The organism is Falsiruegeria sp. JB4-1, from assembly GCF_055693495.1.
Genome location: NZ_JBVFTZ010000001.1, coordinates 561248 through 587246 on the forward strand (window position 1 = coordinate 561248; position 25999 = coordinate 587246).

At 56.3% G+C, this 25999-nt stretch carries 24 protein-coding genes, 1 tRNA gene and 1 pseudogene; 14 read left to right on the top strand and 12 right to left on the bottom strand.

Translation table 11 applies throughout. The annotated features are described in order from the left end of the window. Positions 1 to 39: 39 nt before the first annotated feature. The 8 genes and pseudogenes from ACZ1HE_RS02830 to ACZ1HE_RS02865 form a co-directional block, all read right to left on the bottom strand. Positions 40 to 1581 carry a putative bifunctional diguanylate cyclase/phosphodiesterase gene (locus tag ACZ1HE_RS02830; protein ID WP_472619462.1) on the bottom strand — a complete coding sequence of 514 codons (1542 nt, stop codon included), beginning with the start codon at positions 1579 to 1581 and terminating at the stop codon, positions 40 to 42. 69 nt (positions 1582 to 1650) lie between these two features. Then, positions 1651 to 2519: pseudogene (gene ttcA / locus ACZ1HE_RS02835) on the bottom strand (tRNA 2-thiocytidine(32) synthetase TtcA). A 157-nt stretch (positions 2520 to 2676) separates the two neighbouring features. Continuing rightward, positions 2677 to 2922 (bottom strand): membrane protein insertion efficiency factor YidD, encoded by a 246-nt coding sequence (gene yidD / locus ACZ1HE_RS02840; RefSeq protein ID WP_472619463.1) that lies wholly within the window; start codon positions 2920 to 2922, stop codon positions 2677 to 2679. 422 nt (positions 2923 to 3344) lie between these two features. Beyond that, on the bottom strand, positions 3345 to 4673 hold the full coding sequence (locus ACZ1HE_RS02845; protein WP_472624327.1) for a DUF3604 domain-containing protein: 1329 nt from the start codon (positions 4671 to 4673) through the stop codon (positions 3345 to 3347). Continuing rightward, a complete protein-coding gene (locus ACZ1HE_RS02850) occupies positions 4619 to 5131 on the bottom strand; it encodes a DUF3604 domain-containing protein (protein WP_472619464.1) in 513 nt (170 codons plus the stop codon). Before ACZ1HE_RS02850 ends, ACZ1HE_RS02845 begins: the two co-directional genes overlap by 55 nt. 5 nt (positions 5132 to 5136) lie before the next feature. Next, positions 5137 to 7053, bottom strand: a complete 1917-nt coding sequence (locus ACZ1HE_RS02855) for a DUF3604 domain-containing protein (protein ID WP_472619465.1) — start codon at positions 7051 to 7053, stop codon at positions 5137 to 5139. A 1-nt stretch (position 7054) separates the two neighbouring features. Further along, on the bottom strand, positions 7055 to 7672 hold the full coding sequence (locus ACZ1HE_RS02860; protein WP_472619466.1) for a hypothetical protein: 618 nt from the start codon (positions 7670 to 7672) through the stop codon (positions 7055 to 7057). Beyond that, complete coding sequence (locus ACZ1HE_RS02865) at positions 7672 to 8649, bottom strand: SphA family protein (protein ID WP_472619467.1); 978 nt, start codon at positions 8647 to 8649, stop codon at positions 7672 to 7674. The genes ACZ1HE_RS02860 and ACZ1HE_RS02865 overlap by 1 nt, the downstream gene beginning before the upstream one ends. 92 nt (positions 8650 to 8741) lie before the next feature. Here ACZ1HE_RS02865 and ACZ1HE_RS02870 point away from each other — a divergent pair, with 92 nt between their 5' ends. Beyond that, positions 8742 to 9401 (top strand): Crp/Fnr family transcriptional regulator, encoded by a 660-nt coding sequence (locus tag ACZ1HE_RS02870; protein ID WP_472619468.1) that lies wholly within the window; start codon positions 8742 to 8744, stop codon positions 9399 to 9401. Between the two features lie 381 nt (positions 9402 to 9782). Here ACZ1HE_RS02870 and ACZ1HE_RS02875 read toward each other — a convergent pair whose 3' ends face one another. Then, positions 9783 to 11096 (bottom strand): NAD(P)/FAD-dependent oxidoreductase, encoded by a 1314-nt coding sequence (locus ACZ1HE_RS02875; protein WP_472619469.1) that lies wholly within the window; start codon positions 11094 to 11096, stop codon positions 9783 to 9785. Between the two features lie 204 nt (positions 11097 to 11300). On the opposite strand from ACZ1HE_RS02875, the gene ACZ1HE_RS02880 reads away from it, so the two are divergent. After that, entirely contained in the window at positions 11301 to 12704 is a 1404-nt protein-coding gene (locus ACZ1HE_RS02880) for an MATE family efflux transporter (protein WP_472619470.1), read from the top strand. Positions 12705 to 12725: 21 nt separating this feature from the next. Here ACZ1HE_RS02880 and rnpA read toward each other — a convergent pair whose 3' ends face one another. Both rnpA and rpmH read right to left on the bottom strand, forming a co-directional pair. Continuing rightward, positions 12726 to 13145, bottom strand: a complete 420-nt coding sequence (gene rnpA, locus ACZ1HE_RS02885) for a ribonuclease P protein component (RefSeq protein ID WP_472619471.1) — start codon at positions 13143 to 13145, stop codon at positions 12726 to 12728. A 25-nt stretch (positions 13146 to 13170) separates the two neighbouring features. Next, positions 13171 to 13305: a 50S ribosomal protein L34 gene (rpmH, locus tag ACZ1HE_RS02890; protein WP_005980833.1), complete on the bottom strand. Its 135-nt coding sequence runs from the start codon at positions 13303 to 13305 to the stop codon at positions 13171 to 13173. A gap of 314 nt (positions 13306 to 13619) precedes the next feature. On the opposite strand from rpmH, the gene ACZ1HE_RS02895 reads away from it, so the two are divergent. The 9 genes from ACZ1HE_RS02895 to ACZ1HE_RS02935 all read left to right on the top strand — a co-directional run bounded on the left by ACZ1HE_RS02895 (position 13620) and on the right by ACZ1HE_RS02935 (position 21758). After that, the gene (locus ACZ1HE_RS02895) at positions 13620 to 14351 is read left to right on the top strand and encodes a TVP38/TMEM64 family protein (RefSeq protein ID WP_472619472.1); all 732 of its coding nucleotides are present in this window, start codon (positions 13620 to 13622) and stop codon (positions 14349 to 14351) included. Between the two features lie 3 nt (positions 14352 to 14354). Beyond that, positions 14355 to 15773 carry a dihydrolipoyl dehydrogenase family protein gene (locus tag ACZ1HE_RS02900; protein WP_472619473.1) on the top strand — a complete coding sequence of 473 codons (1419 nt, stop codon included), beginning with the start codon at positions 14355 to 14357 and terminating at the stop codon, positions 15771 to 15773. 16 nt (positions 15774 to 15789) lie between these two features. Next, the gene (locus ACZ1HE_RS02905; RefSeq protein ID WP_472619474.1) at positions 15790 to 17175 is read left to right on the top strand and encodes a sensor histidine kinase; all 1386 of its coding nucleotides are present in this window, start codon (positions 15790 to 15792) and stop codon (positions 17173 to 17175) included. Positions 17176 to 17239: 64 nt separating this feature from the next. Further along, positions 17240 to 17316, top strand: a tRNA-Arg gene (locus tag ACZ1HE_RS02910). Positions 17317 to 17907: 591 nt separating this feature from the next. Further along, entirely contained in the window at positions 17908 to 18831 is a 924-nt protein-coding gene (locus ACZ1HE_RS02915) for an alpha/beta fold hydrolase (protein ID WP_472619475.1), read from the top strand. Next, entirely contained in the window at positions 18828 to 20222 is a 1395-nt protein-coding gene (gene leuC / locus ACZ1HE_RS02920) for a 3-isopropylmalate dehydratase large subunit (protein WP_472619476.1), read from the top strand. The genes ACZ1HE_RS02915 and leuC overlap by 4 nt, the downstream gene beginning before the upstream one ends. A 1-nt stretch (position 20223) precedes the next feature. Next, a complete protein-coding gene (gene leuD / locus ACZ1HE_RS02925) occupies positions 20224 to 20829 on the top strand; it encodes a 3-isopropylmalate dehydratase small subunit (RefSeq protein ID WP_472619477.1) in 606 nt (201 codons plus the stop codon). Between the two features lie 15 nt (positions 20830 to 20844). Next, positions 20845 to 21171 (top strand): LysR family transcriptional regulator, encoded by a 327-nt coding sequence (locus ACZ1HE_RS02930; RefSeq protein WP_472619478.1) that lies wholly within the window; start codon positions 20845 to 20847, stop codon positions 21169 to 21171. 5 nt (positions 21172 to 21176) lie between these two features. Further along, on the top strand, positions 21177 to 21758 hold the full coding sequence (locus tag ACZ1HE_RS02935) for a LysR family substrate-binding domain-containing protein (protein WP_472619479.1): 582 nt from the start codon (positions 21177 to 21179) through the stop codon (positions 21756 to 21758). A 57-nt stretch (positions 21759 to 21815) separates the two neighbouring features. Here the strand turns inward: ACZ1HE_RS02935 and ACZ1HE_RS02940 are convergent, their stop codons facing one another. Next, a complete protein-coding gene (locus ACZ1HE_RS02940; RefSeq protein ID WP_472619480.1) occupies positions 21816 to 22739 on the bottom strand; it encodes a LysR family transcriptional regulator in 924 nt (307 codons plus the stop codon). A gap of 98 nt (positions 22740 to 22837) precedes the next feature. Here ACZ1HE_RS02940 and ACZ1HE_RS02945 point away from each other — a divergent pair, with 98 nt between their 5' ends. Genes ACZ1HE_RS02945 through dctP form a run of 3 tightly spaced genes read left to right on the top strand, consistent with a single transcriptional unit; the run spans position 22838 to position 25999 of the window. Next, positions 22838 to 24031 (top strand): CaiB/BaiF CoA transferase family protein, encoded by a 1194-nt coding sequence (locus ACZ1HE_RS02945; RefSeq protein ID WP_472619481.1) that lies wholly within the window; start codon positions 22838 to 22840, stop codon positions 24029 to 24031. Further along, positions 24028 to 24972 carry a hydroxymethylglutaryl-CoA lyase gene (locus ACZ1HE_RS02950; RefSeq protein WP_472619482.1) on the top strand — a complete coding sequence of 315 codons (945 nt, stop codon included), beginning with the start codon at positions 24028 to 24030 and terminating at the stop codon, positions 24970 to 24972. The genes ACZ1HE_RS02945 and ACZ1HE_RS02950 overlap by 4 nt, the downstream gene beginning before the upstream one ends. 28 nt (positions 24973 to 25000) lie before the next feature. Beyond that, on the top strand, positions 25001 to 25999 hold the full coding sequence (gene dctP / locus ACZ1HE_RS02955; RefSeq protein ID WP_472619483.1) for a TRAP transporter substrate-binding protein DctP: 999 nt from the start codon (positions 25001 to 25003) through the stop codon (positions 25997 to 25999).

Consider the following 25999-nt stretch of genomic DNA (forward strand, 5'->3'; position numbering starts at 1 on the left):
CCGAGTAATCAGGCTCGGTGAGGTCCTATTATGGTGTAGTCAGCCGGTTTCGCGCCCAATTTGCGGCGCATCCTGCAATTTTGCTTGGTGGAGGGCTATCCAATCTAAGGTCTGATCGAATGGCATGGGTTTTGCGATCCCGAACCCTTGAACGTGGTCGCATCCGAGTTGTGCCAGCAATGCGTGTTCACCGACAGTCTCGACACCTTCTGCAAGCGTTTCCAGCTCAAGTCGCTCGGCCATGGTAAGTATCGCTCCGATCAACCGTTGCTGTTCAGGATCTCTATCTGCTTTCATCACGAATGATCTGTCGATTTTTATCCGAGAGATCGCAAATCGGCGGATTGATGCAATCGAAGCGTGTCCAGTGCCAAAATCGTCCAGATCGATTCGGCACCCCAAAGCACCCAATCCGGCGACATTTCGGGTTATCGTATCGTCAGGTGTGTTGCTGAACACGGTTTCGAGGATTTCGACAGAAAGGCGGTCAGGCGTAAGGTCAAATCGATCCAGTTCCCATTGGACCTTTTCGACCAATTCGGGATTTCGCAACTCGTCAGACGCAAAATTAACCCCAACCCTAGGTACGTCGACCCCTGCGCTGTCCCAAGCCTTTAGCGCTGTCATGGAATGGTACATCATGACTTGCCCAAGCCGTTCCAGAAGACCTGCTTGTTCAACCAATGGAAGGAATTTGTCAGGTGTAAGAACGCCTCGCACCGGATGAACCCATCGTGCCAGAGCCTCGAACCCTGTAACTCGGCCGGTATCTGTGGAAATCTGTGGCTGGTACCAAGGTTGTATCTGACCATTCCCTAAGGCGGCCGACAATTCTGCGCGTAGGCCTTTTTCTATCTGGGTTCGCTTTTGCATGTCAGGAGAATAGGCACGGATAGTGGAGGGCCCGTTAGCTTTGGCTTCAAGTAGGGCGGTTTTGGAAGCCTCCAGCCAGTCAGATGCTTCGTTTCCAGGGATACGCGAATGCTGGCAGAACCCAATTGAACAAGAGACGTAAACCGCTGTGCCATCGATCGAAATTGGATCCTCGGCGGCACTTTGAATTCGACCGGCAAGTTGGATGCACAATTCAAGATCTAATTGAGGTACCGGAGATAGACAAACTGCAAAAGTACAATTGTCAAGCAGTGCAACTGCATCCTGATCTCGAACCGCAGACAATATCCGATCACCAGTTCGTGCGGTAACCTGCTCAGCGGCCGAAGAGCCATAATGCTTTATCAGATCAGAGTAGTCGTCGATCTCGATTTGGAAGTTAGCAGATTTCATGCCAGTCAGTTTCGACTGTTCAAAAGTCTCATTCAGGACTTCGACGTAACTGTCCTTAGAGGTAAATCCGGTGTAGCGGGTTTTGTTGGCGCTGTGCTTCACCGGCCAACTGCCAAAGGCCCCGGCAAATGCAAATGCGAGGGGCAAGGCTAGTGAGGTGAATATCAAGGCTGGTTCACCGCCGAACCAAAATGCCCCAAGAGTGATGGCCGGTAAGAACGCCAATAAAGGCGGGCCCAACAAAACCGGTACGACGCGCGATAAATGTCGAGACAGTAACCCTGAGATCCGCATGTCTTTTGTCTGGCCTTTTGTTGGGGCGTTGTACTCAACGGACCCTAGGAAACCAGTCTGACTTAGACGTTAACGCAACACGGGAATTTCGGTGGAATTTTCGGTAATTTTTTCTTCTGTCCGCATCAGACCGGCAAAATCGAACAGTTTTGGATCCAAAAGATGCGACGGGCGCGCATTCATAAGAGCACGGAACATAACCTGACGGCGACCGGGGAGTTCTTTTCCCACCCGTCCAGAATCTGCTTCACCTGTTGGCGCTGCAAACCATCCTGACTGCCACAGAGATCACAGGGAATGATGGGATAGTTCATCGCGGTCGCGAATTTCTCGCAGTCGGCTTCCGCCACATGCGCAAGCGGGCGATAGACAAAGAGATCCCCCTCTTCATTCACCAGCTTGGGCGGCATCGTCGCAAGACGCCCGCCGTGAAAGAGGTTCATGAAAAATGTCTCAAGGATATCGTCGCGATGATGCCCCAGCACCACGGCCGAGCATCCCTCTTCACGCGCAATTCGGTAGAGATTTCCGCGCCTTAACCGAGAGCATAGCGCACAGAATGTCCGTCCCTGAGGCACCTTGTCCATGACGACGGAGTAAGTGTCTTGATATTCGATCCGATGGGGAACGCCCATTTTCTCCAGAAATTCCGGCAGCACTGTCGCGGGAAATCCCGGCTGTCCCTGATCCAGATTGCAGGCCAGAATCTCGACCGGCAACAGCCCGCGCCACTGCAATTCATGCAGCACAGCGAGCAGCGTATAGCTGTCCTTGCCGCCCGACAGACAGACCAGCCAGCGGGCACCGCGTTCGATCATTCCGTATTGTTCGATGGCCTCACGCGTATAGCGGACAATCCGCTTGCGTAGCTTTTTGAACTCGGTGGTCGAGGGCGCCCCGGCAAAAAGCGGGTGGATATCTGTGTCATCGTCAAGCATCCACGCGGCTTACCCGAGTTGCTTGAACCGGGCAAGACCTGCGCGTTGCGGTAACACATTTGGGCAACGCGCTGGGTGTTACCCCCTGATTCTACCCTGTGACATGCGTGCACCGAACGTGCACAGGGCGTGCACCGGTGATACAGCAAGACCGGCGTTAACCGTTGTTTTCCGGTGTTTTGGGATCAGGCACGGGATCATAGCCATCGCCGCCCAAAGGATGACACCGCCCGATGCGCCGCGCGGCCAGAAGGCTGCCCTTGATCGCGCCGTGCTTTTCCAGCGCCTCCATCGCATAGGCCGAGCAGGTCGGCTGATAGCGACAGTTGAACCCGACCCAGGGGCTGAAAATCAGCCTGTAGGCCCGCACGGGCAGGGCAACGATATGGGCAAGCGGGGTCATGCGCGGACCATAGGGGGAAATGGGGGGCGGTGGAAGGCGGTCGAGATGGTTTGTCGTCGGTCGTCAATCGTTGACGATCGGGGTGTCGGCAAAAGCTTGCACTTAGCAAAATCTTGCGAACGCCTCTTACCCGATTGTGGTGCGCGTTGCAGCGTAAGGAAACTTGGGCGCAAGCTCTTGAATGCGGAGCCATATACGAATGGTAGCGATGCGCAGATCGCTACCTTTGCAAAACCCATGAGTAAGCCGCCGACTCCTTGGCACAGTCGGCCCAAATCGGACATCCAATCGAAACTCTGGATGCTGCGATGAATGCATTACCGGCAAGGGTTACCCCTCTGCTTCAGGATTTGAACCCGGCGTTGCTTTCGGCTTGTCGCACGACTTGAAAACCCAACTATTACAAACGTTCAAGTCTGTGATTATCCAGCGGGTGCATACCAGATCGGCGAACCCCAGGCGCGTTCCTGAATCGTAGCGGGGACTTCTTCCAACAAAGGAAGGCCAGAACGAACGGCATCATATGTCGACCACCTTGGGGTCGGAATTTCAATAGCACGTGCGTAGTAAAACGCGCCTTGCTCAGGGTCGAAGCTGGGGTCGGTCCAACTGCCCATCAGTGTTGGCGCACCAATGTCGTTGGTATACAGCGCGGTTGTCAGATCGACAGTATTGCCCACCGATGGAAGCTTGCCATCAGCGCCAACCTTGCGGTCCCCGGACCAGACCACGTCGATGATCTCTTCGTGGATATCACCCGTTGAATCGACCCAGCCTTTGATGATCTGGATGCGATCCAGATTGGCCCCGTCCGCGTCTTTTTGCGCATAGACGGTAAAGGTGGGCGCTGTGTCCCCACTCAAATCTCCACCCATTGGCACGCCGTTTTCATAGCCGTCTTCCACCATCGCAACGGGATCAGTGGGATTACCCCCAAGGTTCGAGCCACCGAACATTCGCACTTTGATCCGAGGTCCGGACGTCGCAAAGGTTTCACGCCGCTTCATCGCGTCCCAGATCGAGGCTCGAGTGTTTTCCTCGGCCCAGACACCGGCAAGTGAGCCAATCGACAGGTCGACCCCGTCGATCCAACCGCCAACCCCGCCCTTGCGACGTCGATCTACACTGCCATCTTCAGGACCGTGACCACCGATAAAGTCCTCTTCGGCCACATCCGACATCAGGCCGTTGTGATTGTCAGTACCGCCGATGAACCCGTATTTATAGGGATTCACACCCAGCTCCTGCTGAGCAGCCAATCCCAATTTCAACCCTTCGCGCACAAAGTCGCGCTTGTGGAAATACCGGTTTGAGTTCTTCTGGATGGAATTGGCGTTTTCGAAACCGGCGAACTCATCCGCTTGCCAGAACGCTTCGTGCACCTCTGAATTGCCCTTGATCTGCATCATTTCGATCAGCGGTTCCCAAGCCTGTCGTGTGCTGGCCCAGTCCTTGTCCGGGGCTTCACCAAAACTGGTGAGAACGGGAAACATCTGCTGCTTGGACGCGTTCGAATTGTGCGGGATCGCCAAAACGGTTGACCCGTTGTCTTGTGCGTTTTGCAGCCAATCCCAAAGGTCTTCGACCTTATTGGAATCGTAGCTGGACATCGGGAGATCAGGGACTGTGCTGTCCCGGAATATCACATTGCGATGCATGTTGCCGCCGTTTGGAGCCGCCGACCATTCAAAAGCAATCAAAGCTGTAAAATTGCCCGGATCATTGTGTTCCTCGGCAGCGTCGATGATGATCCGCCAACCGGACTTGGTGGTCTCAGGCCCCTGATAGAAAGGGGGTGGGTTGGATTTTCACTGCGATTGTTGGCGATGACGTACTTGTAGAACCATTCCTGTTTGTCTTTCAGCGTTTCCAAACTGCGCAATTGCTGCAGATCTTCCTGCTCGTATCCCGGTGCATCGGGGAATATCGCCGAATACATTTCACCCAGATATTCCACGTGATCGCTGACCGCCGCAAAGTCGAGCGGGCGCGACAATTGCTTGTGACGACCATTTACCAGAACTGGGTCGCCCTTGGCAAAGCGCAGGCTGTCAGACGGCATCAATCGTGCGCCGCCGATATATGCATCCAGCGACAGTGCCGTGTGCATATGGGTCTCGCCAAAGTATGCGTTGCGCATCGGGTTGGGTTCCGCCAATGCCATAGTCGAGAGCGCTAATGTGGATGTTGCAAAAATAAGTGCTTTCATTGGTTTCATCCTTCTGGTGTGTACCAAATTGGCGAGGTGTAGGCGCGCTCTTGTGTGATCATCTTGACCCCATCGGGGATGTCGACATCAAAGCGAACCGCGTCATAGGCGGTCCAGCGTGGCGTTGGGATTTCGATGACACGGGCATAGTAGAATGCGTGCTGCGAGGGGTCGAATTCTGGATCAGTCCACACGGTTCCCAGTTCGGCCCGGCCGATATCATTGGTCCAGCTTGGGATGCTCAGATCGACGGTATTTCCGACGGCTGGTAATTTGCCGTCATCACCGGGTGTGCGCTCACCGGCCCAAACCACGTCGTGGACTTTTTCGTGGGTCTCGCCGTTTGCATCAACCCAGCCCTTGATAATCTGGATGCGGTCCAGGTTGGCGCCAATCGGATCGCGCAGGGCGTAAACAAGGAAAGACGGGGCATCGGTACCCGCCAGATCGCCGCCCATCGGGACACCTTTTGAATAGCCTATCCGTGCCAACTCGCGGTGTTTGATGTCGTCGGCCACGAAGTCTCCGCCAAAGAACCGTACTGTGATGCGTGGGCCCGTGGTCGCATAGACCTCGCGCCGTTCCATCGCGTCAAAGATACCTGCCCGGGTGTTCTCAGTGGCCCAGACGGCCGTCGGACCCGGAGTGGCATATTGCCAACCCTTATAGGAAATACCCAAATCCTCATTGCCCTTGGCCACCGAGTTGGCGCGGGTTTTCGACGGCTCCATCCATGTGAAGGCGCCAAAGAAGTTGTTGTCGAGCTGCGTGGTCAACCCGGTGTGGATATCTGAACCACCGACAAAGCCCAGCTTGAAGGGGTTGATCCCGTCGGATTGCTCAAAGACCAGACCATTTTTCAGCGTACTGCGCACCATTTCAGTGGCGAGCATCTCAGGCGTCTTGGCTTCAGAGACATCGAGATTTGCCCAATCCCACCGTTCATAGTCCGCAAACTCATCTGTCGGGGACAGCATCGGATGGGTTTCGCTGTCTCCTTTGGTCTGGCCAATCTCGACCAGCTTTTCCCATTGCTGTCGGGTTTGCAGATACTCGCGGTCAAAAGGCGCATTGCCGTTCAGCGTATCGTTGAGTGCAAACATGATGCCGTTGCTAAGGTTCGGATTGTGCGGAATCGCCAGCACGTCCCCTCCGGTCTTGTCCTCATAGCTTTGCATCCATTTCCACAGATCGCGTGGATCCGGGCTGCCCATTGGTGGCGCCATCAGGAAGGGAACCACTTGCAACGCCCTTTCGGGTCCATCGCGAAAGATCACATTGCGATGCAGGTTGTTGCCTGCAGTTAATGAGGTCCATTCATACGCGATCATCGCAGTAAAGACGTGCGGGTCGTTGAATTGCTCTGCTGCCTGAACCAGGTCGCGCCATGTATTGTCATAGCCGGGCGATCCGGGTTGATACAGCAACGCCTGGCTAAGCGTGCCCTGACTGAATTGCGCGATCAGGTCGATACTGGCCTGTTTGGCCTCTTCCCCGCCCTTTGCGAATGCTTCGTGAAACTTTTTGCCTTGTGGGTCCGCCATAATATTTGGCGCACCTTTTTTGATATCGGTGATCACCCCCATGCCATCGGTGTGTTCAGTCAGCATATAAAAGTCGAAAGGCCGCTCAAGCTTGACGGGCTTTCCGGTATTCGACGTCACCTGCTCGCCCCGGGCAAAGCGGTACATGTCTCGTGGCATCAAAGTCGTGCCGCCGCCACCTGCATCCGCTGACAATGCGGAATGGACATGGGTATCACCGAACAGAACTTTGGTTGGGAACCCCCGATTAGCATTGGGAGAATACGGCTGCCCCTTAAGCTCACCAGCCGCATTGTCGGCCGAAGCCGTATCCTGCGCCAGCGCGGGTAACGACAGGGACACCGCAAGTACAGTTGCCAAAGTCAAATGCATGGTCATCTCAAACCCCTTCTTTCAAATATCCGCCGCTCTTCATTTCGGAACTAACAGTTTTGCCGACCGACCAACCCTGACCCAGAGCATAGCTAAAGATCGGTTGCAGGGTCGAAATGTTCACATCCGGTCGCGTGCTGTCGCCTCCAACAGTCAGGATGTTTTGATTGAAAAGCCCCACCAATCCCCATTTGGGCCGCGCCACGAAACCAAGGGCCGGTCCTAGCCCCCATTTTTCGGCGCTGACACCATCAGCGCACGTCGGCAACAGAGCCACAACACCTATGCCATAACGGCCCCAGGATCGATCAAATGCCGCCAGATTGAACAGGGTCGCATCCCCGGTCCCTGTGTTGCCGTTCGAGCTATGCGAAACATAGGGAAGTGTCAGACGTGCGATATTGCTGACCCCACCCAACTGAAATGGAATGGCGGCGCGAAACTGTGCGACATTCTGCGTTCCGCCTGCGTTGTGCAGGGACGGTGAATAGAAATTCTGGAATTGAAATGACATCAGAGACGCGGTCGGATCACTGGCCTGGCTCGCAAGTGACTGGCCGTCCTTTTGGGCAACCGCTGCCGCCGGAAGGGCCGTCAACAGAACAAGAGCCAGAGCACGTCTCATTAAAACACCAGTCCAATCGTCATCCAGAGTTTGTCGCTTTCAAATCTGCGTTTGGCCCCGAATTCCTTGATGTATTTTGCCTTGATGGACACAGGTGTCTGACCGATCTGGGTTGACCACGAAACGATGGGTCCCAGCCCAAAAACCCGCCCCTCTAAGCTTGACGCCCCAAGCAATTGCTTGATCCCATCCGCGCCGCTGCCGCTGTCGTCACCGATCTGGTGATACGCGTAACCGGTTACTCCAAGGGCAACCTTGTTGGGCAAATGCCGCATGACTGTGCCCTCAAAGTGCGCCTCGGGCGCGGTCTGATAATCGGTCGCTTCGTTTTTGGCGCTAAAGGTCACGCCAAAGGATCCTGAGTACTCCCAACCAGTCGCAGGATCGAACCAGGTCATCGACAAGGTTGGATCAAAAGCAAATCGGTTCTTGCCCGCGTTCAGCGCATCAATCGAACGGTTGGCAACGTTGATCTGCGTGGTCCGATAGTGTCCGGTGGGCAGAAAGAACTGAAGGGCCAACGTTGTGTTCAGCTTGCCTTTGCTCCAGTTCATGAGCGGTGTAAAAACAATATCTCCAAAGGCGTTTTCGCCGTTGTCGTTCAGAGTACCGGAAAAACCCGAGCCGAGTTCACCAGAGTACTGACCGTTTGCCGAAACGTAAGGCACATTCACATTTAGGCCCAACCGTGCATTGCCCCAATGCGCGTCAAAAACATGGGTGAAATTGAACTTGTATGTAAACACATCGATATCAGGATCGGTCACAACCACCCCGCCTGAGGCCATGCTGGGCGCGGTGCCGCTGAAAAATACGAAATCATTATTGAGATAAGTTCCTGGAGGCGGCAAGACGCCCGACATGCTGTCGCGGCTGCCTAACAGATAGGTCTCAATCCCACCCTCTACGGCTTGCGCCTGTTGCACCGACAAGAACGCCGAAGAACACAGCGCAAACAGTCCAAATATTGTTCTCAAATTCATTCTCCCAAATACGGGGCGCTTGTTCGCACGCGTTCACATGTGATAGCCCGGAAATCGCGCGCCAATTGTCCAATGTTGGATATTTTATGAAGAAAACTGTTGAAACGAGGGAAAGCCAGATCCTATTGGCGACATCTCCTTGGCTTGCTGCGCTTGATACAGGTCTGGCCAATGGCCTGTTAGGTGCGGGTCGCAGTGTGAATTTCGAAAATAGCTCTGGCATCTACGCACTCTCAGATCACGACCAATCCGTGTATGCTGTCGTATCTGGCGCGGTTGGGATTCAGGTGGACGATGGCCAAACCGGGGTCTTTCTGGGTCATGTGTTCGGGCCCGGTTCTTGGTTTGGAGAAGCGGCCGCAATCACCGGCTTGCCTCGACAGATTGGCGCGGTTGCTTTGACAGATTGTCAACTGCTGCGGGTTTCATGCGAAGCGTTGAACCAGCTTGAGCAGGAGGGCCAATCGATATGGCGAGCACTTGGGGCACTGGCGGTCATGAATGGTGCATTGGCCGTTCGCGTTGCCCGTGATCTTATGCTGGCAGATTCCAAACTGCGCACCCTTACGATTCTGACCAGAATATCGGAGGCATTCGCACCAACCGGTGCCATTCCGCTGACCCAGCAACAATTGGCAGAGATTTGTCGCTTGTCCCGAAGCTCTTTCGCCAAGCTGGTGGGAGAGCTAGAGGCCGACGGGCTGGTTCAGCGAAAATACGGCTCACTTGTGGTCGTTCCGCAATGATGCACCCATGCTTCGGAATGCTCCACCAGTTTTGTCATCCGTAGCGTCGCAACAATCAAAATTACCAAACTCTAAAAAACACAGGCCACTATACAAAGAGCCGCTGTTTCATTTCTTTCTTCTTGGGGTGGCAATATTTGGCTGGCTTTCAATACTCAATCCCGAGCAGATTTGAGCCAGACTTCACCCGATAACTTGGTGCATGCACCCCAATAGGAGGCGTCCGTTTCGGGTTGGGTCCGGTCATCCGGTGGGGCAGATCAAACCACTGGTGGTGGCCTTTGGGTGAAAAATCAGGTGCCGCACCCTCAACAGCAGTTTCGAGCCCGAATTGCTCATTGTTGTACTAACTCCAACCGTCTGCTCTTTGCAGATACTTTCCTAGTTGATGAGCTTTTGAGCACGTTCAACGATATCTTCTCGGGTTAACACAGTAGGAGGCTCCAGTAGGTGGGTAACATTCACACTTAAGCGATGCACTTCGGCGTCCGTCTCAGCCAGTTCTCGGATTGCTGATCCCATCTTCCAGCGCTTCTCGATACCTTCGGGACGCTCTCCAACCGTACTTGGGTGTTCCAGATCACGGGTTTCCATGACAGACCAGCCAACTTGATTGAGCGCCTCGGATGCTGCGAAATATCGTGGAGCGAGACCATCCAAGCCGCCTGTTAATCCCGAACGCAATGCCCGCGCTTGGCCTGCGGACAAGCTTATGCCTTGTCCATACATCGGGTTAAAGCTGGTCACCGCTTCACCCATGGGAATTATCCCCCGAGGAAACTGTCCCATTCGGTCATAACGAAGCCAAAAACCCTTTGGAATTTTGTAGGAGCGAAAGTCGGAAACCGGCACGGCTTGCTTCAGTTTTTCGTGGATGATGGGGTGGGCAAGTCCCTTCGTCCATTCAACAAATCCTTCCGCTTCGCGTGGCGCCATGTCACCGCCCCTGCCATACATGGTCGCAAGCCAAAGTCCACCATCGACGGGTGTTAGATATGCCGCGCGCGTGTTGGGCGGTATTGCGAGCATAAGGCAGGCCCAAGTATCATCAGCCAGATCACGAGGCGGTCGGAAAAACCCGGATGTGTACGACATCCCGATGCCCAGTTCCTGACGTGCGACTTCACCAAAACGATGATCGACGAGCCAACGCGGCAGGGTTGTCGCGCGACCGGAGCAATCAACAACCAGGTCCGAAATGATTTCCGAACCGATGTCGCCTGTTTGTATCTTCACACCAGAAATGTCGCCATCACTATCGGTGCAAAACTGCGTAAATCGAGTGGCTTCCTTGATAGATACATTTGGCAACGCGAGAACACGCTGGCGTGTCACGTGTTCCAACAAAGGCCGAGTTACCGATGGTGTAAGGATACCTACGTCTCGAATTGGAGTCGGGCCAGCCGCATCGTGGAACCAGATATCCTTGTTTCTGCGAATTTGAACAGCACCCGCCTCATAGAGTTGCGCCATGATGCCTGGCAGAAAGTCCTCCATGGCTTCAACAGCATATCCAAGGAACGTATGTACGTGTGCTCCTTGAGGGACTCCCTTTCGAACTTGAGGTGTGAGCGGAAGATCATCTTTTTCGAGGACAATGACTTCAGCAAAACGGTCCGCGAGCACTGCTGCTGCCATCAAACCGGCCATGCCCGCCCCAATTACAATTGCTCGTTGCTGTTGTCGGCTTGTCATCGCTGTGTTTGTCCCACATTCCCGCTCGAAACGAAGACTAGCATTTTCATGGTTTCTTCAGAAGCCGACATCTCCTCTCAAATCTGGGATGTCGGCTAAGTCCGCATAGGGGACATTACGTTCGAAGGGCGTCTGGGTCGGTTTGCTTCGGGACCATTGTTCTGGGCATAGTGCCGCAGAACACAGGCTTGGGAATGGCGATCTATGGCAGAGCAGACGGACAAGCAGGCGGTGTTCCTGACGGGCGGGTTGATGCGTCATGTGGTGCGGATGTCCTTGACCACCAGCGTGGGCCTGATGGCGATCTTTGCGGTCGATTTCGTTGACATGATCTTTATCTCGATGCTGGGCAATGACGCTTTGGCCGCGGCTGTGGGCTATGCCGGGACGCTGTTGTTTTTCACCAATGCGTTCAACATCGGGTTGTCGATTGCCGCAGGGGCGCTTGTGGCCCGGGAATTGGGCGCTGGACGGGCCGAGCAGGCGCGCAACTATGCCTCGAGCGTGGCGACCTGGGGCGTGATCTGCGGGTTGGCGGTGTCGGCGCTTGTTCTGATGAATGTGGATTTCATGCTGTCCCTTTTGGGGGCCGAGGGCGAGGTTTTGCGGCTGGCGGCGCGGTATGTGTCGATCATTTTGCCCACGATGTGGGTGATGGCGGCGGCGATGACGAGCATGGCGGTGTTGCGCGCGCATGGGGATGCGCGGCGGTCGATGATGGCGACGATCTATGGCGGGTTGGTGAATGCTGTGTTGGATCCGGTGCTGATCTTTGCGGTGGGTCTGGGGCTGGATGGGGCGGCCATAGCCTCGGTTCTGGCGCGGATCACGATGTTGGTGGCGACGTTTCTGCCCGCGTTGCGGGTGCATCGGGGGTTTGCGCGACCTTCGCCGGGGCAGGTGGTGCGGGATTTCGGGGCGGTGCGCGCCATTGCGGTGCCTGCGATCCTGACCAATGTGGCGACGCCTTTGGGCAATGCCATCGTGGTGCGCGAGATTGCCCAATACGGTACGGACGCTGTGGCAGGGATGGCCGTCATAGGTCGGCTGTTACCAGTGGCGTTTTCGGTGATCTTTGCGCTTTCGGGTGCGATTGGTCCGATCATTGGACAGAATTTCGGCGCTGGGCAGATTGATCGTGTGCGAGCGGCCTTTCGGGCGGGCGTACAGTTCACGGGCGTTTATGTGCTGTTGATGGCGGCGGTGCTGTTCGTGCTGCGCGAGCCGATTGCGGATGTGTTTGATGCGCAGGGCGAAACGCGTGAGCTGATCTATCTGTTCTGTGGCCCGCTGGCGTTGGCGGCCTTTTTCAACGGGGTGATTTTTGTGACCAATGCGAGTTTCAACAACCTTGGTCATCCGGTTTATTCGACCTGGATCAACTGGGGGCGGCACACAGTCGGAACATGGGTGTTCGTGATGATCGGCTCGTATCTGGGTGGGGCGTCGGGTGTGCTGCTGGGGCAGGCGTTTGGCGGCGTTTTGTTTGCTGGTCTTGCGTGGCTGCTTGTGGGACGCGTTGTGTCGGATCTGTCGCGCCCTGTGGAAGCCGAGCCGTTTTCCGAGCAAAGACGCCTGCACTCGTTGTTTGGACGACGAGGGTGGTGAAAATCAACCTGACTGGTTGATCTACTTGTGCAGTTTGCGCAGGGCGTATTCCAGATCGCTGATCAAGAGCGGGAAGGGGCGGGCGATGGTGTCGGCCTTTTTGCCGATCAACACATAGTCGTAGCCGGGTTTTCCTTGGGACAGCAGAACGGCGCGGGCGGCTTCGCGCAGGCGGCGTTTGGCGCGGTTGCGGGCCACGGCGTTGCCGACCTTTTTCGAGCAGGTGAAGCCGATGCGAATGCCCTCTGCCTCTCCGTCGTGGCGCTTGCGGGCCTGAACCAGCATGGACGAGGTGCCCTGCTTGCGGGCGCGGGCGGCTTTTAGGAAATCGGCGCGTTTGGCCAGAACCTGCATGCGCCCATCGTCCGGACAAACGGAAACCGCCGGAGGCCTGTTCCCTTGGCTCGACGAGCCATTCACGGGGGCCTCCGGCGGTGTCATGTTCAGCTGAACAGTGTCGGTGAGCTTATGCGCTCAGCGACTTGCGGCCGCGTGCGCGGCGTGCGTTCAGGATCTTGCGGCCGGCTTTGGTGGCCATGCGCGCGCGGAAACCGTGGCGGCGTTTGCGAACCAGGTTCGAAGGCTGATAGGTGCGTTTCATCGCTCCGTCTCCAATCTATTGTATCGGTCGGGTTCGGTGCAGATTCGCCCACCCGGTGTATTCGAAGCCCGTCCTTTACGGGTGAAAGGCGGGCAAGTCAAACCCCTGTCGGGGGATTTCGGCGCCTTTTGCAACAAAAATTGGCTGGGCGCCAGAGGTTTGGTTTCAGTTTTGTCGGTTTTGCCGACATTCTCTCACGAAACGGGGCGTTACGATCAACCGCGCGTGAGGTGGCTGTTGTCCAGACACGAGAGGACGCATGTTTGGAGCACGCTGATAGAAGCCAAGATATGCCCCAACCGCCGGACCACAAGATGACTGACACGACCACTGCCGCCAAGAGCGGCCTAAGCCGCCATATCCCGCTGCTGGTGATTCTCGCCGTTGCGGTGGCGGGGTTCTTTACGCTGCGCGACTACCTGAGTTTTGAGACACTGCGCGACAACCGCGAGGCGCTGCTGGCGTATCGGGACAGCCACTATGGTGCCTTGGCGGCGATTTTCGTTGCGGCCTATGTAGTGATCGTGGCCTTTTCGCTGCCCGGAGCCGCCGTCGCGTCAATGACTGGTGGGTTCCTGTTTGGGCTCGCTGTGGGCACTGGGCTGAACGTGGTGTCGGCGACCATCGGGGCCTCGGCCATTTTCTGGGCGGCGCGGCTGGGGCTGGGCAATTCGCTGACGGCCAAGTTGGAGACGTCGGAGGGGACGATCCGCAAGCTGAAGGATGGGCTGCGCGAGAATGAGATCTCGGTGCTGTTCCTGCTGCGTCTGGTACCCGCGGTGCCGTTCTTTGTGGCCAATCTGGTGCCTGCTCTGGTGGGGGTGAAATTTTCCAACTATCTGTTCACAACTGCGCTGGGCATCATTCCGGGCGCGATTGTATTTACCTGGATCGGTGTGGGTCTGGGCGGTGTGTTTGATCGGGGTGAGACGCCGGATCTGTCCCTTTTGTGGGAGCCGTTTGTGATTGGGCCGATTGTGGGGCTGTGTGTGCTGGCGGCCCTGCCGATTGTGATTAAAACCTTGCGTGCCAAAAAAGAGATGTAAGTCGTGAAAGAGATCAAGACAGATATTCTGGTCATCGGGGCCGGATCGGGCGGGTTGTCGGTCTCGGCCGGGGCCAGCCAGATGGGCGCGGATGTGACCTTGCTTGAAGGGCACAAGATGGGCGGCGATTGCCTGAACTTTGGTTGCGTGCCATCCAAGGCGCTGATTGCAAGCGGCAAGGCGGCCTGGGGTCAGGCGCATGCGGCCAAATATGGCGTGGCGGATGTTGTGCCGAGCATCGACTATGCGGCGGCCAAGGATCATGTGCATGATGTGATCGCGCAGATTGCGCCGGTTGATAGCCAAGAGCGGTTTGAGGGTTTTGGCGTTCGGGTCATTCGCGAATACGGCGAGTTTGTCTCGCCGACGCAGGTGAAAGCGGGGGACAATCTGATCACCGCTCGACGGGTTGTGATTGCCACCGGCTCGTCGCCTTTGGTGCCGCCGATCCCGGGGCTGGACAGCGTTCCGTATGAGACCAACGAGACCATATTTGACCTACGGGAGAAGCCCGAACACCTACTGATCGTGGGCGGTGGCCCCATCGGGATGGAGATGGCGCAGGCGCATGTCCGCCTTGGGTGCAAGGTTACCGTGATCGAGGGCGCAAAGGCGCTTGGCAAGGATGATCCCGAAGCGGCTGCGGTGGTGCTGGATGCATTGCGCGGCGAAGGGATTGAAATCGCCGAGGGCGCACTGGCGGCCCAGATTCGGGGCGAGGCGGGCGCTATCGAGATCGCCACACAGGATGGGCGTATTTTCAAAGGCTCTCATCTGCTGATGGCCGTCGGGCGCAAGGCCAATATCGACAAGCTGAACCTTGAGGCGGCAGGGATCGAGACGACGCGGACGGGGATCAAGGTGGATGACAGTCTGAAGACTACCAACCGCAAGGTGTATGCCATTGGCGATGTGGCCGGGGGGCTGCAGTTCACCCATGTGGCGGGCTATCAGGCAGGGGTCATCATCCGCTCGGCCCTGTTTGGCCTGCCTGCCAAGGCAAAGACCAATCACATCCCCTGGGCGACCTATACCGACCCGGAACTGTCGCAGGTCGGTCTGACCGAGGCGCAGGCCCGCGCGGAGCACGGGGATAAAGTTGAGGTGGCGCGCTTTGACTATCACCACAACGACCGGGCCATTGCCGAACGCAAGACCACGGGATTCATCAAGGTGATGGTGGTCAAGGGGCGCCCGGTTGGCGTTACAATCGTCGGCCATCAGGCCGGTGAATTGATCAACTTGTGGTCGCTGGCGCTGGCCAATAACTTGAAGATGGGGCAGGTTGCCGCCATGGTCTCGCCTTATCCGACGATTGGTGAGGTTAACAAACGAGCTGCGGGGGCGTATTTCACGCCAAGGCTGTTTGAGAATCAAACGGTTAAACGTGTGGTCAGGTTCGTGCAGCGGTGGCTGCCCTGACCGGGAAAGGACCTTGATGCTGAACTCGCTTTCGGGCCGGTTTTTGATCCTGACAACGGTCTTCGTGATGTTGGCCGAGGTCTTGATTTTTGTGCCGTCGATTGCGCGATTCCGCGAGGATTACCTGCTGAACCGGCTGGAGCGGGCGCAGATTGCGTCGCTGGCGTTGTTGGCGGATGACATGCTTGAGGCCAAGCTTGAGGCCGAGCTGCTAGAAAACGCGGGCGTGTTCAACGTGGTGTTGCGGCGGGATGAAGTACGGCAGCTGATGCTGTCGTCGCCAATTCCTGATGCGATCAGTGAAACCTATGATCTGCGCATGGCGGGGCCGATGGTGTTGATCAAGGATGCAACTGTGCGCCTGTTCAACCCGGACGATCAGATCATTCGTGTCATTGGTGCGCCCGTGCGCGAGGCCGGACTGTTGATCGAGGTGACGATGGAAACCGGGCCGTTGCGGTCCGCCATGATCGACTATGGCTTGCGGGTTCTGGCCCTGTCCGCCGTAATCTCGATCATCACGGCGTTCCTGTTGTTTCTGGCGGTGCGTGTGGTGCTGGTGCGTCCGATCAAGGGTGTGGTCGACACGATGCAGCGGTACGCCCTGGCACCCGAGGACGCGCGCGGGGTCATCCAGCCCAACGCTGGTGTGACCGAGTTGCGCGAGGCGGAAGAGGCGCTGCTTATGTTGCAAACCGAGTTGACACAGGCCCTGAAACAGCGCGAGCGGTTGGCGCAGTTGGGTGGAGCTGTGGCCAAGGTAAGCCATGACCTGCGCAATATCCTGACCTCGGCTCAGCTGTTCACTGACCGGATCGAGTCGAGCGAGGACCCGCTGGTGCGGCGGATGGCGCCCAAGCTGGTGAACTCGATCACGCGGGCGGTGTCCCTGTGCGAAAGCACGCTGGCGTTTGGGCGGGCCGAGGAACCCGCGCCGACATTGACGATGGTGCATCTAAGGGATGTGATTTCGGATGTGGTGTCGAGCGAGCGGCTGGCGATTGCCGATGCCTGCGTTCAGATCAGCAACGATATCCCCGAGGATCTGATGGTGCGGGCCGACCCCGAACAGATTTTCCGCGTCGTGATGAACCTGGTGCGCAACGCGCGTCAGGCACTGGTGGCGTCGAAAAAGCCAGGCCAGATCACTGTTACGGCGGGCGAGCGGGATGACAACTGGTGGATCGAGGTGCGCGACACCGGCCCAGGCCTTCCGCCCAAAGCGCAAGAGAACCTGTTCACCCCATTTCAGGGCGGTGTACGGCAAGGTGGTTCAGGTTTGGGGCTGGCGATTTCCGAAGAATTGGTGCGCGGGCACGGCGGAACCCTGATGCTCAAGAATACCGGGCCGGAGGGAACAACCTTTGAAATATGCCTTCCGCGGGGCGACGGAACTTTTTGAAATTTTTTTGACGAATCCGCTTGCGCCCCTCCGACGCTGGGACTAAATACCGCCTCACCAACGCGGACCGATAGCTCAGCTGGATAGAGTACTTGACTACGAATCAAGGGGTCGGGGGTTCGAATCCTCCTCGGTCCGCCATGGTAATCCCGTTAAACGTCACACGAACCTGACCCAACCGTCACAGTTGGACCAGAAAAGCAGTGAACGTTCGGCATCAGAAGGCGCCCCCAACTTTGGACATCAGTTGAATTTGACCTTTGCGTCATCAACTAACACGCCGCCCCCATTTCATACTTCCGCAGACAATTTGGTTTGATCGGCCCCCTCTTGGTAAATCAGAGTTGATTTGTAGATCAGCCACGTGGCGAACGTGGGAAGGGGCGAGGCAACGCTATTCGACAGGGGTGGTGCAGCCCGCAGGCGCAACCCTCTAGTGTCTTTCAGCCAGGCCGTCGTTAACAGATTACCATTTTCGCCCAAACGAATAACGGAGCGGTCTACCGCTGCCGGGTCAACTTTTCGGAAAGTTCTGTAGTTTTTTGAACCTCCCACATGTCGTGGGTGCATCAAGCTTCACGCACCATTCTCCTGTTTAGTCAGGCCGGTTTGACCCGATCAAATATGCTGAGCGAGATTACATGTTTGAGGGTGATGATTTTTCGGAATAATTGATCAGTGAATCCGATTAATATTGCTGAAAAAGTCAGTTATCTTGAATAATAAATCGATTTGGCGGAGCGCACCGGTATGTTTCTGGATTTCGAGGAACTGACTCTGAATGTCGGCGAACAGAAGATTTTTGTGCGACACGGTGGCGACCCCGGCAATCCGGGCCTTTTACTGTTGCATGGCTATCCGCAGACGTCAGCCATGTGGCATGCTGTTGCCCCGCAACTGACAGATCAGTTCCATGTCATCTGCGCCGACCTTCGCGGGTATGGCCGCTCGTCCAAGCCCGCCTCAGATGATCGGCATACGCCCTATTCGAAACGTGAAATGGCAAAGGACATGGTCTCGGTCATGTCTCAGATGGGGCACGCGGCGTTTCTGATCGGTGCCCATGATCGCGGTGCGCGGGTCAGCCATCGCATGGCTATGGATCACCCGCAGAATGTCCGGGCGATGGTCTTGTTGGACATCGCGCCGACGCGTGAAATGTATCACAACACCTCGAAGGAGTTTGCCACTGCCTATTGGCACTGGTTCTTTCTCATTCAGAAGCACCCCATCCCGGAACAGATCATCGGCAATGATCCCGCGCAGTTCTGGAAATTGAAATGCTTCAATCAGGCCAAGGGTGAAAACCCTTTTACCGCTGCGGCGCTCGACGAATACATCGCCGCCTTCAGTACGCCTGAGGCCATCCACGCCTCTTGCGAGGACTACCGTGCCGCCGCGACCATCGACATCGAACATGACGATCAGGACGACGGGCGGAAGGTTGAACAACCGATGATGGTCATATGGGCCAAGCGTGGAGTGATCGAGACTTGCTTTGATGCGATGGCGTTGTGGCAGGAGCGAGCGCTCCGGGTCGAAGGCAAGGCCGTCGATGCGACGCACTACATGGCCGAAGAGATCCCGGACGAAATAGCCAGCCGAATGCGCGCATTTTTCCTGCGCCAGACCGAACGGAAGGATGCTGCCGAATGAGCAGGACGCTTTACGATAAACTGGTGGACGCACATAAAGTCTGCGACCTGCCGGACGGCGACATGCTGATCTATGTCGATTTTCACATCATGAATGAATACACCAGCCCGCAGGCCTTTTCCGGACTGGATCAAAAGGGGCTTTCCGTTTGGCGGCCCGAGGCCCATTTGTCAGTGGTCGATCACGTGAATGCCACACGGCAGCGCGATCCGCATGATGCGGCGTCTAAGCTGCTGATCGACAATCTGGAAGCCAATTGCAAAAAACACAACATCGCCTTCTACGGCTTGGGCGACCGCCGCCAGGGGATTGAGCATGTTGTTGTCCCCGAACAGGGCCTTGTCGCGCCGGGGATGCTGATTGCCTGCGGCGACAGCCACACCACGACCTATGGGGCCTTCGGAGCGCTGGGTTTTGGCATCGGCACGTCCGAGGTCGAACATGTGCTGGCGACACAAACCCTGCGCTATAAGCGACTGAAGACCATGCTGGTCAAAATTGATGGCGATCTTGCCCCTGGTGTGACCGCCAAAGACATCATCATGAAGGTCGTCCAAGAGGTCGGTGCGGGGGGTGCCAATGGCTATGCGGTCGAGTTTTCCGGCTCGGCCATCCGCGCGCAGGAAATGTCCGGGCGGATGACAATCTGCAACATGGCGGTCGAGTTGGGCGGACGGGCTGCCCTGATCGGGGCTGACCAAAAGGCGCTTGAGACAATCAAGGGGCGCGCGCATAGTGGCACACTGGATTTCGGCGGTCTGGAATGGAACTCGGATGCGGGCGCGGAATACGACACAGTGTTCGAGATCGACGCTGCTGATATTGCTCCGCTTGTCAGTTGGGGTACCAGCCCGGATCAATCCGTTCCCGTCGACAGCTTGGTCCCCGCCGAGACCGAAGGGATGACGCCAAAGGCACGCGAGGCGCTGACCCGGGCGCTGGACTATATGGACCTGCAGGCAGGTCAGGCGATAACCGATATCGAGATCGACAGCGCCTTTATCGGCTCGTGTACCAACAGCCGCATCGAGGATCTGCGTGCCGCGGCCGCAATCCTGAAAGGGAAAAAGGTCGCTGGATCGGTAAATGCCATCGTCGTTCCGGGCTCGACCTATACTCGCCTCCAGGCCGAAGCTGAGGGGATCGACCGGGTGTTTATCGAGGCGGGCTTTGACTGGCGTCCTGAAAGCGGCTGTTCAATGTGCCTTGCGATGAATGACGATATCGCCATGGATGGCGAGCGGATTGCGTCCTCGACCAATCGCAATTTCGAAGGTCGGCAGGGCCGTGGGGCACGCACTCATTTGATGAGTCCCGAAATGGTGGCCGCCGCCGCCATCCATGGCCGTATCGCGGATGTGCGTGAGTTTCTGACTGAAGGAGCGGAATAAGATGCCAAAAACTGTTCACGGGCTGGCCGCCGCCTTGCCGCTTGCCAATGTCGATACCGATGTGATCATGCCCAAACGATTTCTGATCACCATCACACGCGAGGGGCTGGCTGATGGCACATTCGCCGACCTGCGCTTTCACGACGATGATACGCCGCGCACGGATTTTGTGCTGAACACACACCCGTGGCACGAGGCGAGAATATTGGTTGTCGGCGACAATTTCGGCTGCGGATCCAGCCGGGAACACGCCGTTTGGGGGCTGGTTCAACTGGGTATTCAAGGCATCATTGGCACCAGCTTTGCGGGTATCTTCTATGACAATGCGCGAAAGAACGGCCTTGCCTTGCCCATTGTCAGTCCTGAGGTGCGAGACCAGTTGATGCAGGCAGCGACCCATGAGGATGGTGTCAGTTACACGATTGATATCGAAAACCGGGTCATCAGAATGGGCGAGGCAGAGCTGCCATTTGAAATGGACGAAGCGACACAGACAGCCCATCTTGAAGGGCGCGACGACACTTTGAATTCGCTGGAATTCGCGGATGCGATCCGCAACTATGAAAGCGGGCTGGGCGATCAGCAACGGGTGCGCGTCATACAGTAGTCAGGACAGGTTGCCTTGGAATTTCGCCAACTTCAGTGCTTTGTGGCCGTCGCCGAAGAGTTGCATTTTCGAAAGGCGGGCGAACGCCTTGGCCTTAGTCAGCCTGCTTTGTCTGACCGTATTTCTGCGCTGGAACACGAGTTGGGCTTTGCCCTGTTCTTTCGGACAACCCGGCAGGTTAGCCTGACGCAAGCGGGGTCCGAGTTCCTGCGCGACGCCAAACGTATTCTGGCGGATATCGACAAATCCGTTTCCAAAGCCCGACACACGGCCGACAGTGGGTTGAAGACATTGCGGGTTAGCGGTGTTGACGAAGCAATCTCGATGCTGTTGCCGCTGTAGCGCTGATGGAATTCCGCAAACGGCAACCTTCGGTTCATGTGGACATTCTTGAGATTTCGTCTTCTGACCACCATACGCAAGAGCTTGCAAATCACCGCACCGACATCGCATTTGTCCGCCAGCCTCCTGAAGACGAGTTTCTGAAGGCAGATCTTTTGTACCAGCAGGGTGCTGTTGTGGTCTTGCCTTCCGCATCGGAACTTGCAGGTCGGGAATCGCTATCAGCGGCAGATATCCGGGATCACCCGATTATTGGGTTTCCAAAACATGCCCGCCCGATCCTTCACGACCTGCTCTGGAACAGCTACCGCGCCCGTGGATGGCAACCGGACATTGCCTGCGAAGTCATCGACAAATCCACTATGTTGCAGCTGGTGGCGCACGGGGTTGGCATCGGGCTGGCACCCGCGTGGATCCGCGCGCTCGCGCCGCCACATTTGAGTTGCATATCGTATCAGACAGACGGTCAACGCATCGAACTCTACGTCGCGCGACGGGCGACGGGGAACTCGAAACTGGTGGATGAGTTCGTGGATGTAGTCAAAGACGTATCGTCGCGACTGCTTCCCGCCGGGGCTGATCAGTGACAAGAGCCCAACGTTATCCGGACCCATGCCGAGAAGTTGCGAGAAACCGTGATGCGACTAACTCGTCAGCGTCGCTTTCCATTGCTGCGCTTCCACCGCTTCAATCGTCAGTTCGATACAAAGCTGACGCACGGCTTCAAAGGCAAAAGTCGCCGGACGGTCACTTAATTCTCCAATAAAGAGCGTGCGGTTGAGTTTTGGCTTGATAATCGGACGTGTCGCCAATGTGCCCGCGTCAATGTGTTCTTTCAGAATAAACTCGGTGCCCACGATGCAACCGATGCCAGACAGAAGGGATCCGCTGATTGCGGAGATCGAATTTATTTGGAACTGCGCGTTCTCTTCGATCCGCCTGAGTAGGGAAGGGTCGTCCATCACAGCTCGGGTGTACAGGCCTTGGCGAAGTATTATCAACGGTAAGTTCAGCAGTGCCCCAAAGCTGATTGCATCGGTCCCACCGATAACATCTGGGCGGCCCACCAGAACCAACTCCTCTTCCAAGATTGGTTGGAACCTGAAGCGCGCGTCAGGAAGTTGGTTGTAGGTCAGGGTCAAATCGACCTCTGAAGATGCAAGCTGTTGGGAGGTGGACCCGGAAAAGATCTCGGAAAGATGCAGGCGGAGGTTCGGATAATCTTGTGAAACGCGTCGCACCAGGGGCACGCCGATTGCTTTGACGGCAGAATGCGCAAAGCCAACCGAGATTTCACCGGCGACCTCATTCTCAGTTTCCCGGATATCGGTGCTGGCGGCTTGCATGGATCGCAGGATCGCACGCGCGTGTTCATATAATCGGGCACCAGATGCTGTCGGCCGCACGCCTCTTGGCAGTCTTTCAAATAGCTGCGTGCCAAGTTCGGCTTCGAGATTGGATAAATGCCTGCTTAACGCAGACACAGCGACCCTTTCCCGATCAGCAGCACGCGCCAACGCGCCTTCCTCAAAGATCGCAGCAAAGTATCGGAGCTGTCTGCTGTCCATGCTTTCTCAATATCAGAAAGCAGGCTTATTAACATTGAAATTTTGCGAAGCATATCGATCGGGTAGCTTTGGTTAAAGCAAGTCCAACCGGAGCATACATGGTGTCAGACGATTTCAGACCTTTGCGGGGCATCCGCGTTGTTGAAATGACCCACATGATTATGGGGCCAAGTTGCGGTCAGGTCCTTGCCTATCTTGGTGCTGAGGTGATCAAGGTTGAACCCCCTGCGGGGGACAAAACCCGGCACCTGACCGGAATGGGGAAGGGGTTCTTCCCAAGTTTCAATCGCGGCAAGCGCTCAATTACCTTGGACCTCAAGTCCGAGGCCGGAACGTTGGCGCTGGATCAGCTTCTGGCAACCGCGGATGTTTTTGTTGAGAACTTCCGCGACCAGTCCCTTGCCAAGATGGGATTTGCGCCCACTGAGTTGCGAAGTAAGTACCCCAATTTGATCATCGCATCCTGCAAGGGCTTCCTGCATGGTCCGTATCAGGACCGAACCGCAATGGACGAGGTCGTTCAGATGATGACCGGAATGGCCTATATGACTGGCCCAACGGGTCGTCCCTTGCGCATTGGCTCTTCTGCAAATGACATCATGGGTGGGGTCTTCGGCGCGCTTGCGGTTCTCGGTGCGTTGATGGAGCGGCAGCAATCTGGAGAAGGCCGGACGATACGCATTGGCCTGTTCGAGAATTGCCTGATGCTTGTCATGCAACACATGGTGCAATTCGATCTAGACGGACACGAACCGGCCCCTATGCCCGAGCGGGAATTTTCCTGGCCGGTCTACGACATCTTCGACACGCGGGACAATCGTCAGATCTTTGTGGGGGCTGTCACTGAGGGCCATTGGCAAATATTGTGCAAAGCAATCAGCTTAGAGCATTTGCTGGAGGATAGCCGACTTCAGACAAAGATGGACCAGATCGAAGCGCGGAACTGGACACTTCCCCTTTTTGCAGAAGCGATTGGGAAACGCGATTTTCCCAAACTGATCGAGATTTTTGAAGCTTCGGGCATTCCCTATTCACCGATCAATCGTCCTGCTGATATGTATAAGGACCCGCATGTCCTGCGCCCCGGTGGCCTGCATCACTCGCAATTATCTGGGGGACAGACGTTCCGGGCTCCGGGTTTGCCCATCGAAGTTGATGGTCGGATTCCACATCCCGTTTCACTCGATGTCGCAGATGTCGGCGATGATACGGATAATGTACTTTCAGAGCTTGGCCTGTCACCTTCGGAAATATGGGCGGCAAGTGGCGCGGTGGATAGGAGTTCAACGTGACCTGCGTATCCGAAATATACCCAGCCGACAGAGTCGTATTGCGGGAAGTTGGCTTGCGCGACGGTCTTCAGATGGTCCAACGATATCCCTCGACGGCGGCGAAGGCCGAATGGTTGCGTCGGGAATGTGCCGCGGGTGTTCGGCACTTTGAAATTGGCTCTTTCCTTTCGGCAAAAGCGATGCCGCAATTCGCTGATGTTCGGGGCATCATCGACATTTGCCGCAGCCTTAACGTCCATTCGGCGGCGCTTGCCTTGAATGATCGCGGCGCGACGGACGCGGTTCAAACTCAGGTCGGTGAAATCGTCACAGTGGTCTCGGCAACCGAGGAACATAGCCAGGCAAACGCACGTCGGACACGGGAGGAAGCAATTGCTCTGGTTGGTAGAACCGTTGAACTGGCAAGGGGCTCAGGAACCTCACCTTTGGTACAGGTTGGTATCGCCATGGCGTTCGGTTGCTCGATTGCTGGCAAAGTCGATCCGGACGAAGTGGTGCGCATCGCGGCCGCATGCGCGGAGGCGGGTGTGGACATGATCGGTCTTGCAGACACAGTCGGATTTGCGGGTCCAGATCAGGTGCAAGACCTTGTTGAACGTGTGAAAAACGAACTAGGCGACGTTGCGCTGAACATTCACCTGCACGACACAAGGGGAATGGGGATTGCCAATGCCTCTGCTGCCCTGGACGCAGGCATCCGGGTGATCGATGGCTCGCTGGCAGGGCTCGGAGGCTGTCCATTTGCCCCTGGCGCAACAGGGAACGTAGTCTTTGAAGACCTTGTATATCTCTGTGAACGCAAAGGTTTTGCAACCGGCATCGACTTGGAAAAGCTGATGTCTGTGCGAGAGGTCGCCGCGTCTGAAATGCCCGACGAACAACTCTTCGGTGCGTTGCCACGCGCCGGAGCACCGCGCCAGATCAGCTGGCGCGCCGATTAAACAACAAGATGATAAAGTGGAGGAGAATATGAACATTTTCAGAACTGCAGCGGCCGCGTTATTGGCCGCAACATCCGTTGGCAGCGCGGCCTATGCCGAGGCAACCGAGATGCGCTGTAGCCATCAGTTGCCACCTGCGCACCATATTGCAAAGGTCATCGACCAATGGGCCGAAGAAATTGAGACCCTGTCGAACGGAGAAATCGACGTTCAAATCTTTGGTGCCAACAGCCTTGTTGGTGCGCGCGAGAACATTGCATCAGTGGCCAAAGGCAACATTGAATGCGCGTTCTCGATCAACCCACAATGGGGCAAAACCCTGCCAATCATGAACGTGACCCTGAAACCATATGCCGTTACTGATCCGGAGACGCTTGCCGCTTGGCCGGATAGCGAAGCGGCGGCATTTCTGGATCAGAAGCTGCTTGAAAAAGGTGTGCAGAACGCGGTCTGGCTGTTCACAACACGGATGACAGCGATGACGTCGAAGGGATCGCCGCTGATCAATCCGGAAGATTTCGAAGGCGTGAAGATAAGGGGCCTGAACCCGGTGGCGGATGAGGGGCTTGTTGCCATGGGGGCCGCGCCTTCAGCGATGTCTGGCTCGAAAGTGTACGAAGCACTCTCAACCGGTGTGATCGATGCGGGCATGACCGATATTGCCGCCGCCTATTCGCGCAAATACTTTGAAGTCCAGGACCATGTGACGGTGGTGCCGCTCTTTAGTGTGTTCTTCCACGGCTACCTTAACCCGGCTTGGTACGATGGTCTGACGGATGCACAGAAGGCAGCTATAGCCGAGGCGGGGGCCAAAGCCGCAGAATGGGCAGTTGCCGCGTCCGAAGAAGCATCAGCAGCTGCACCCGAGCAACTGGCTGACAATGGCATGAAGGTGCATTTCCAGACGCCTGAGGAAGAAGCAGCCTGGAAAGAGTTAATGGTACCGGCTTTCGACAAATCGTTTGGCGACGCAACCGGTGAGGACGGCGTCAAGCTGCTTGAGTTGGTCGGTCAAATTTCGAACTGA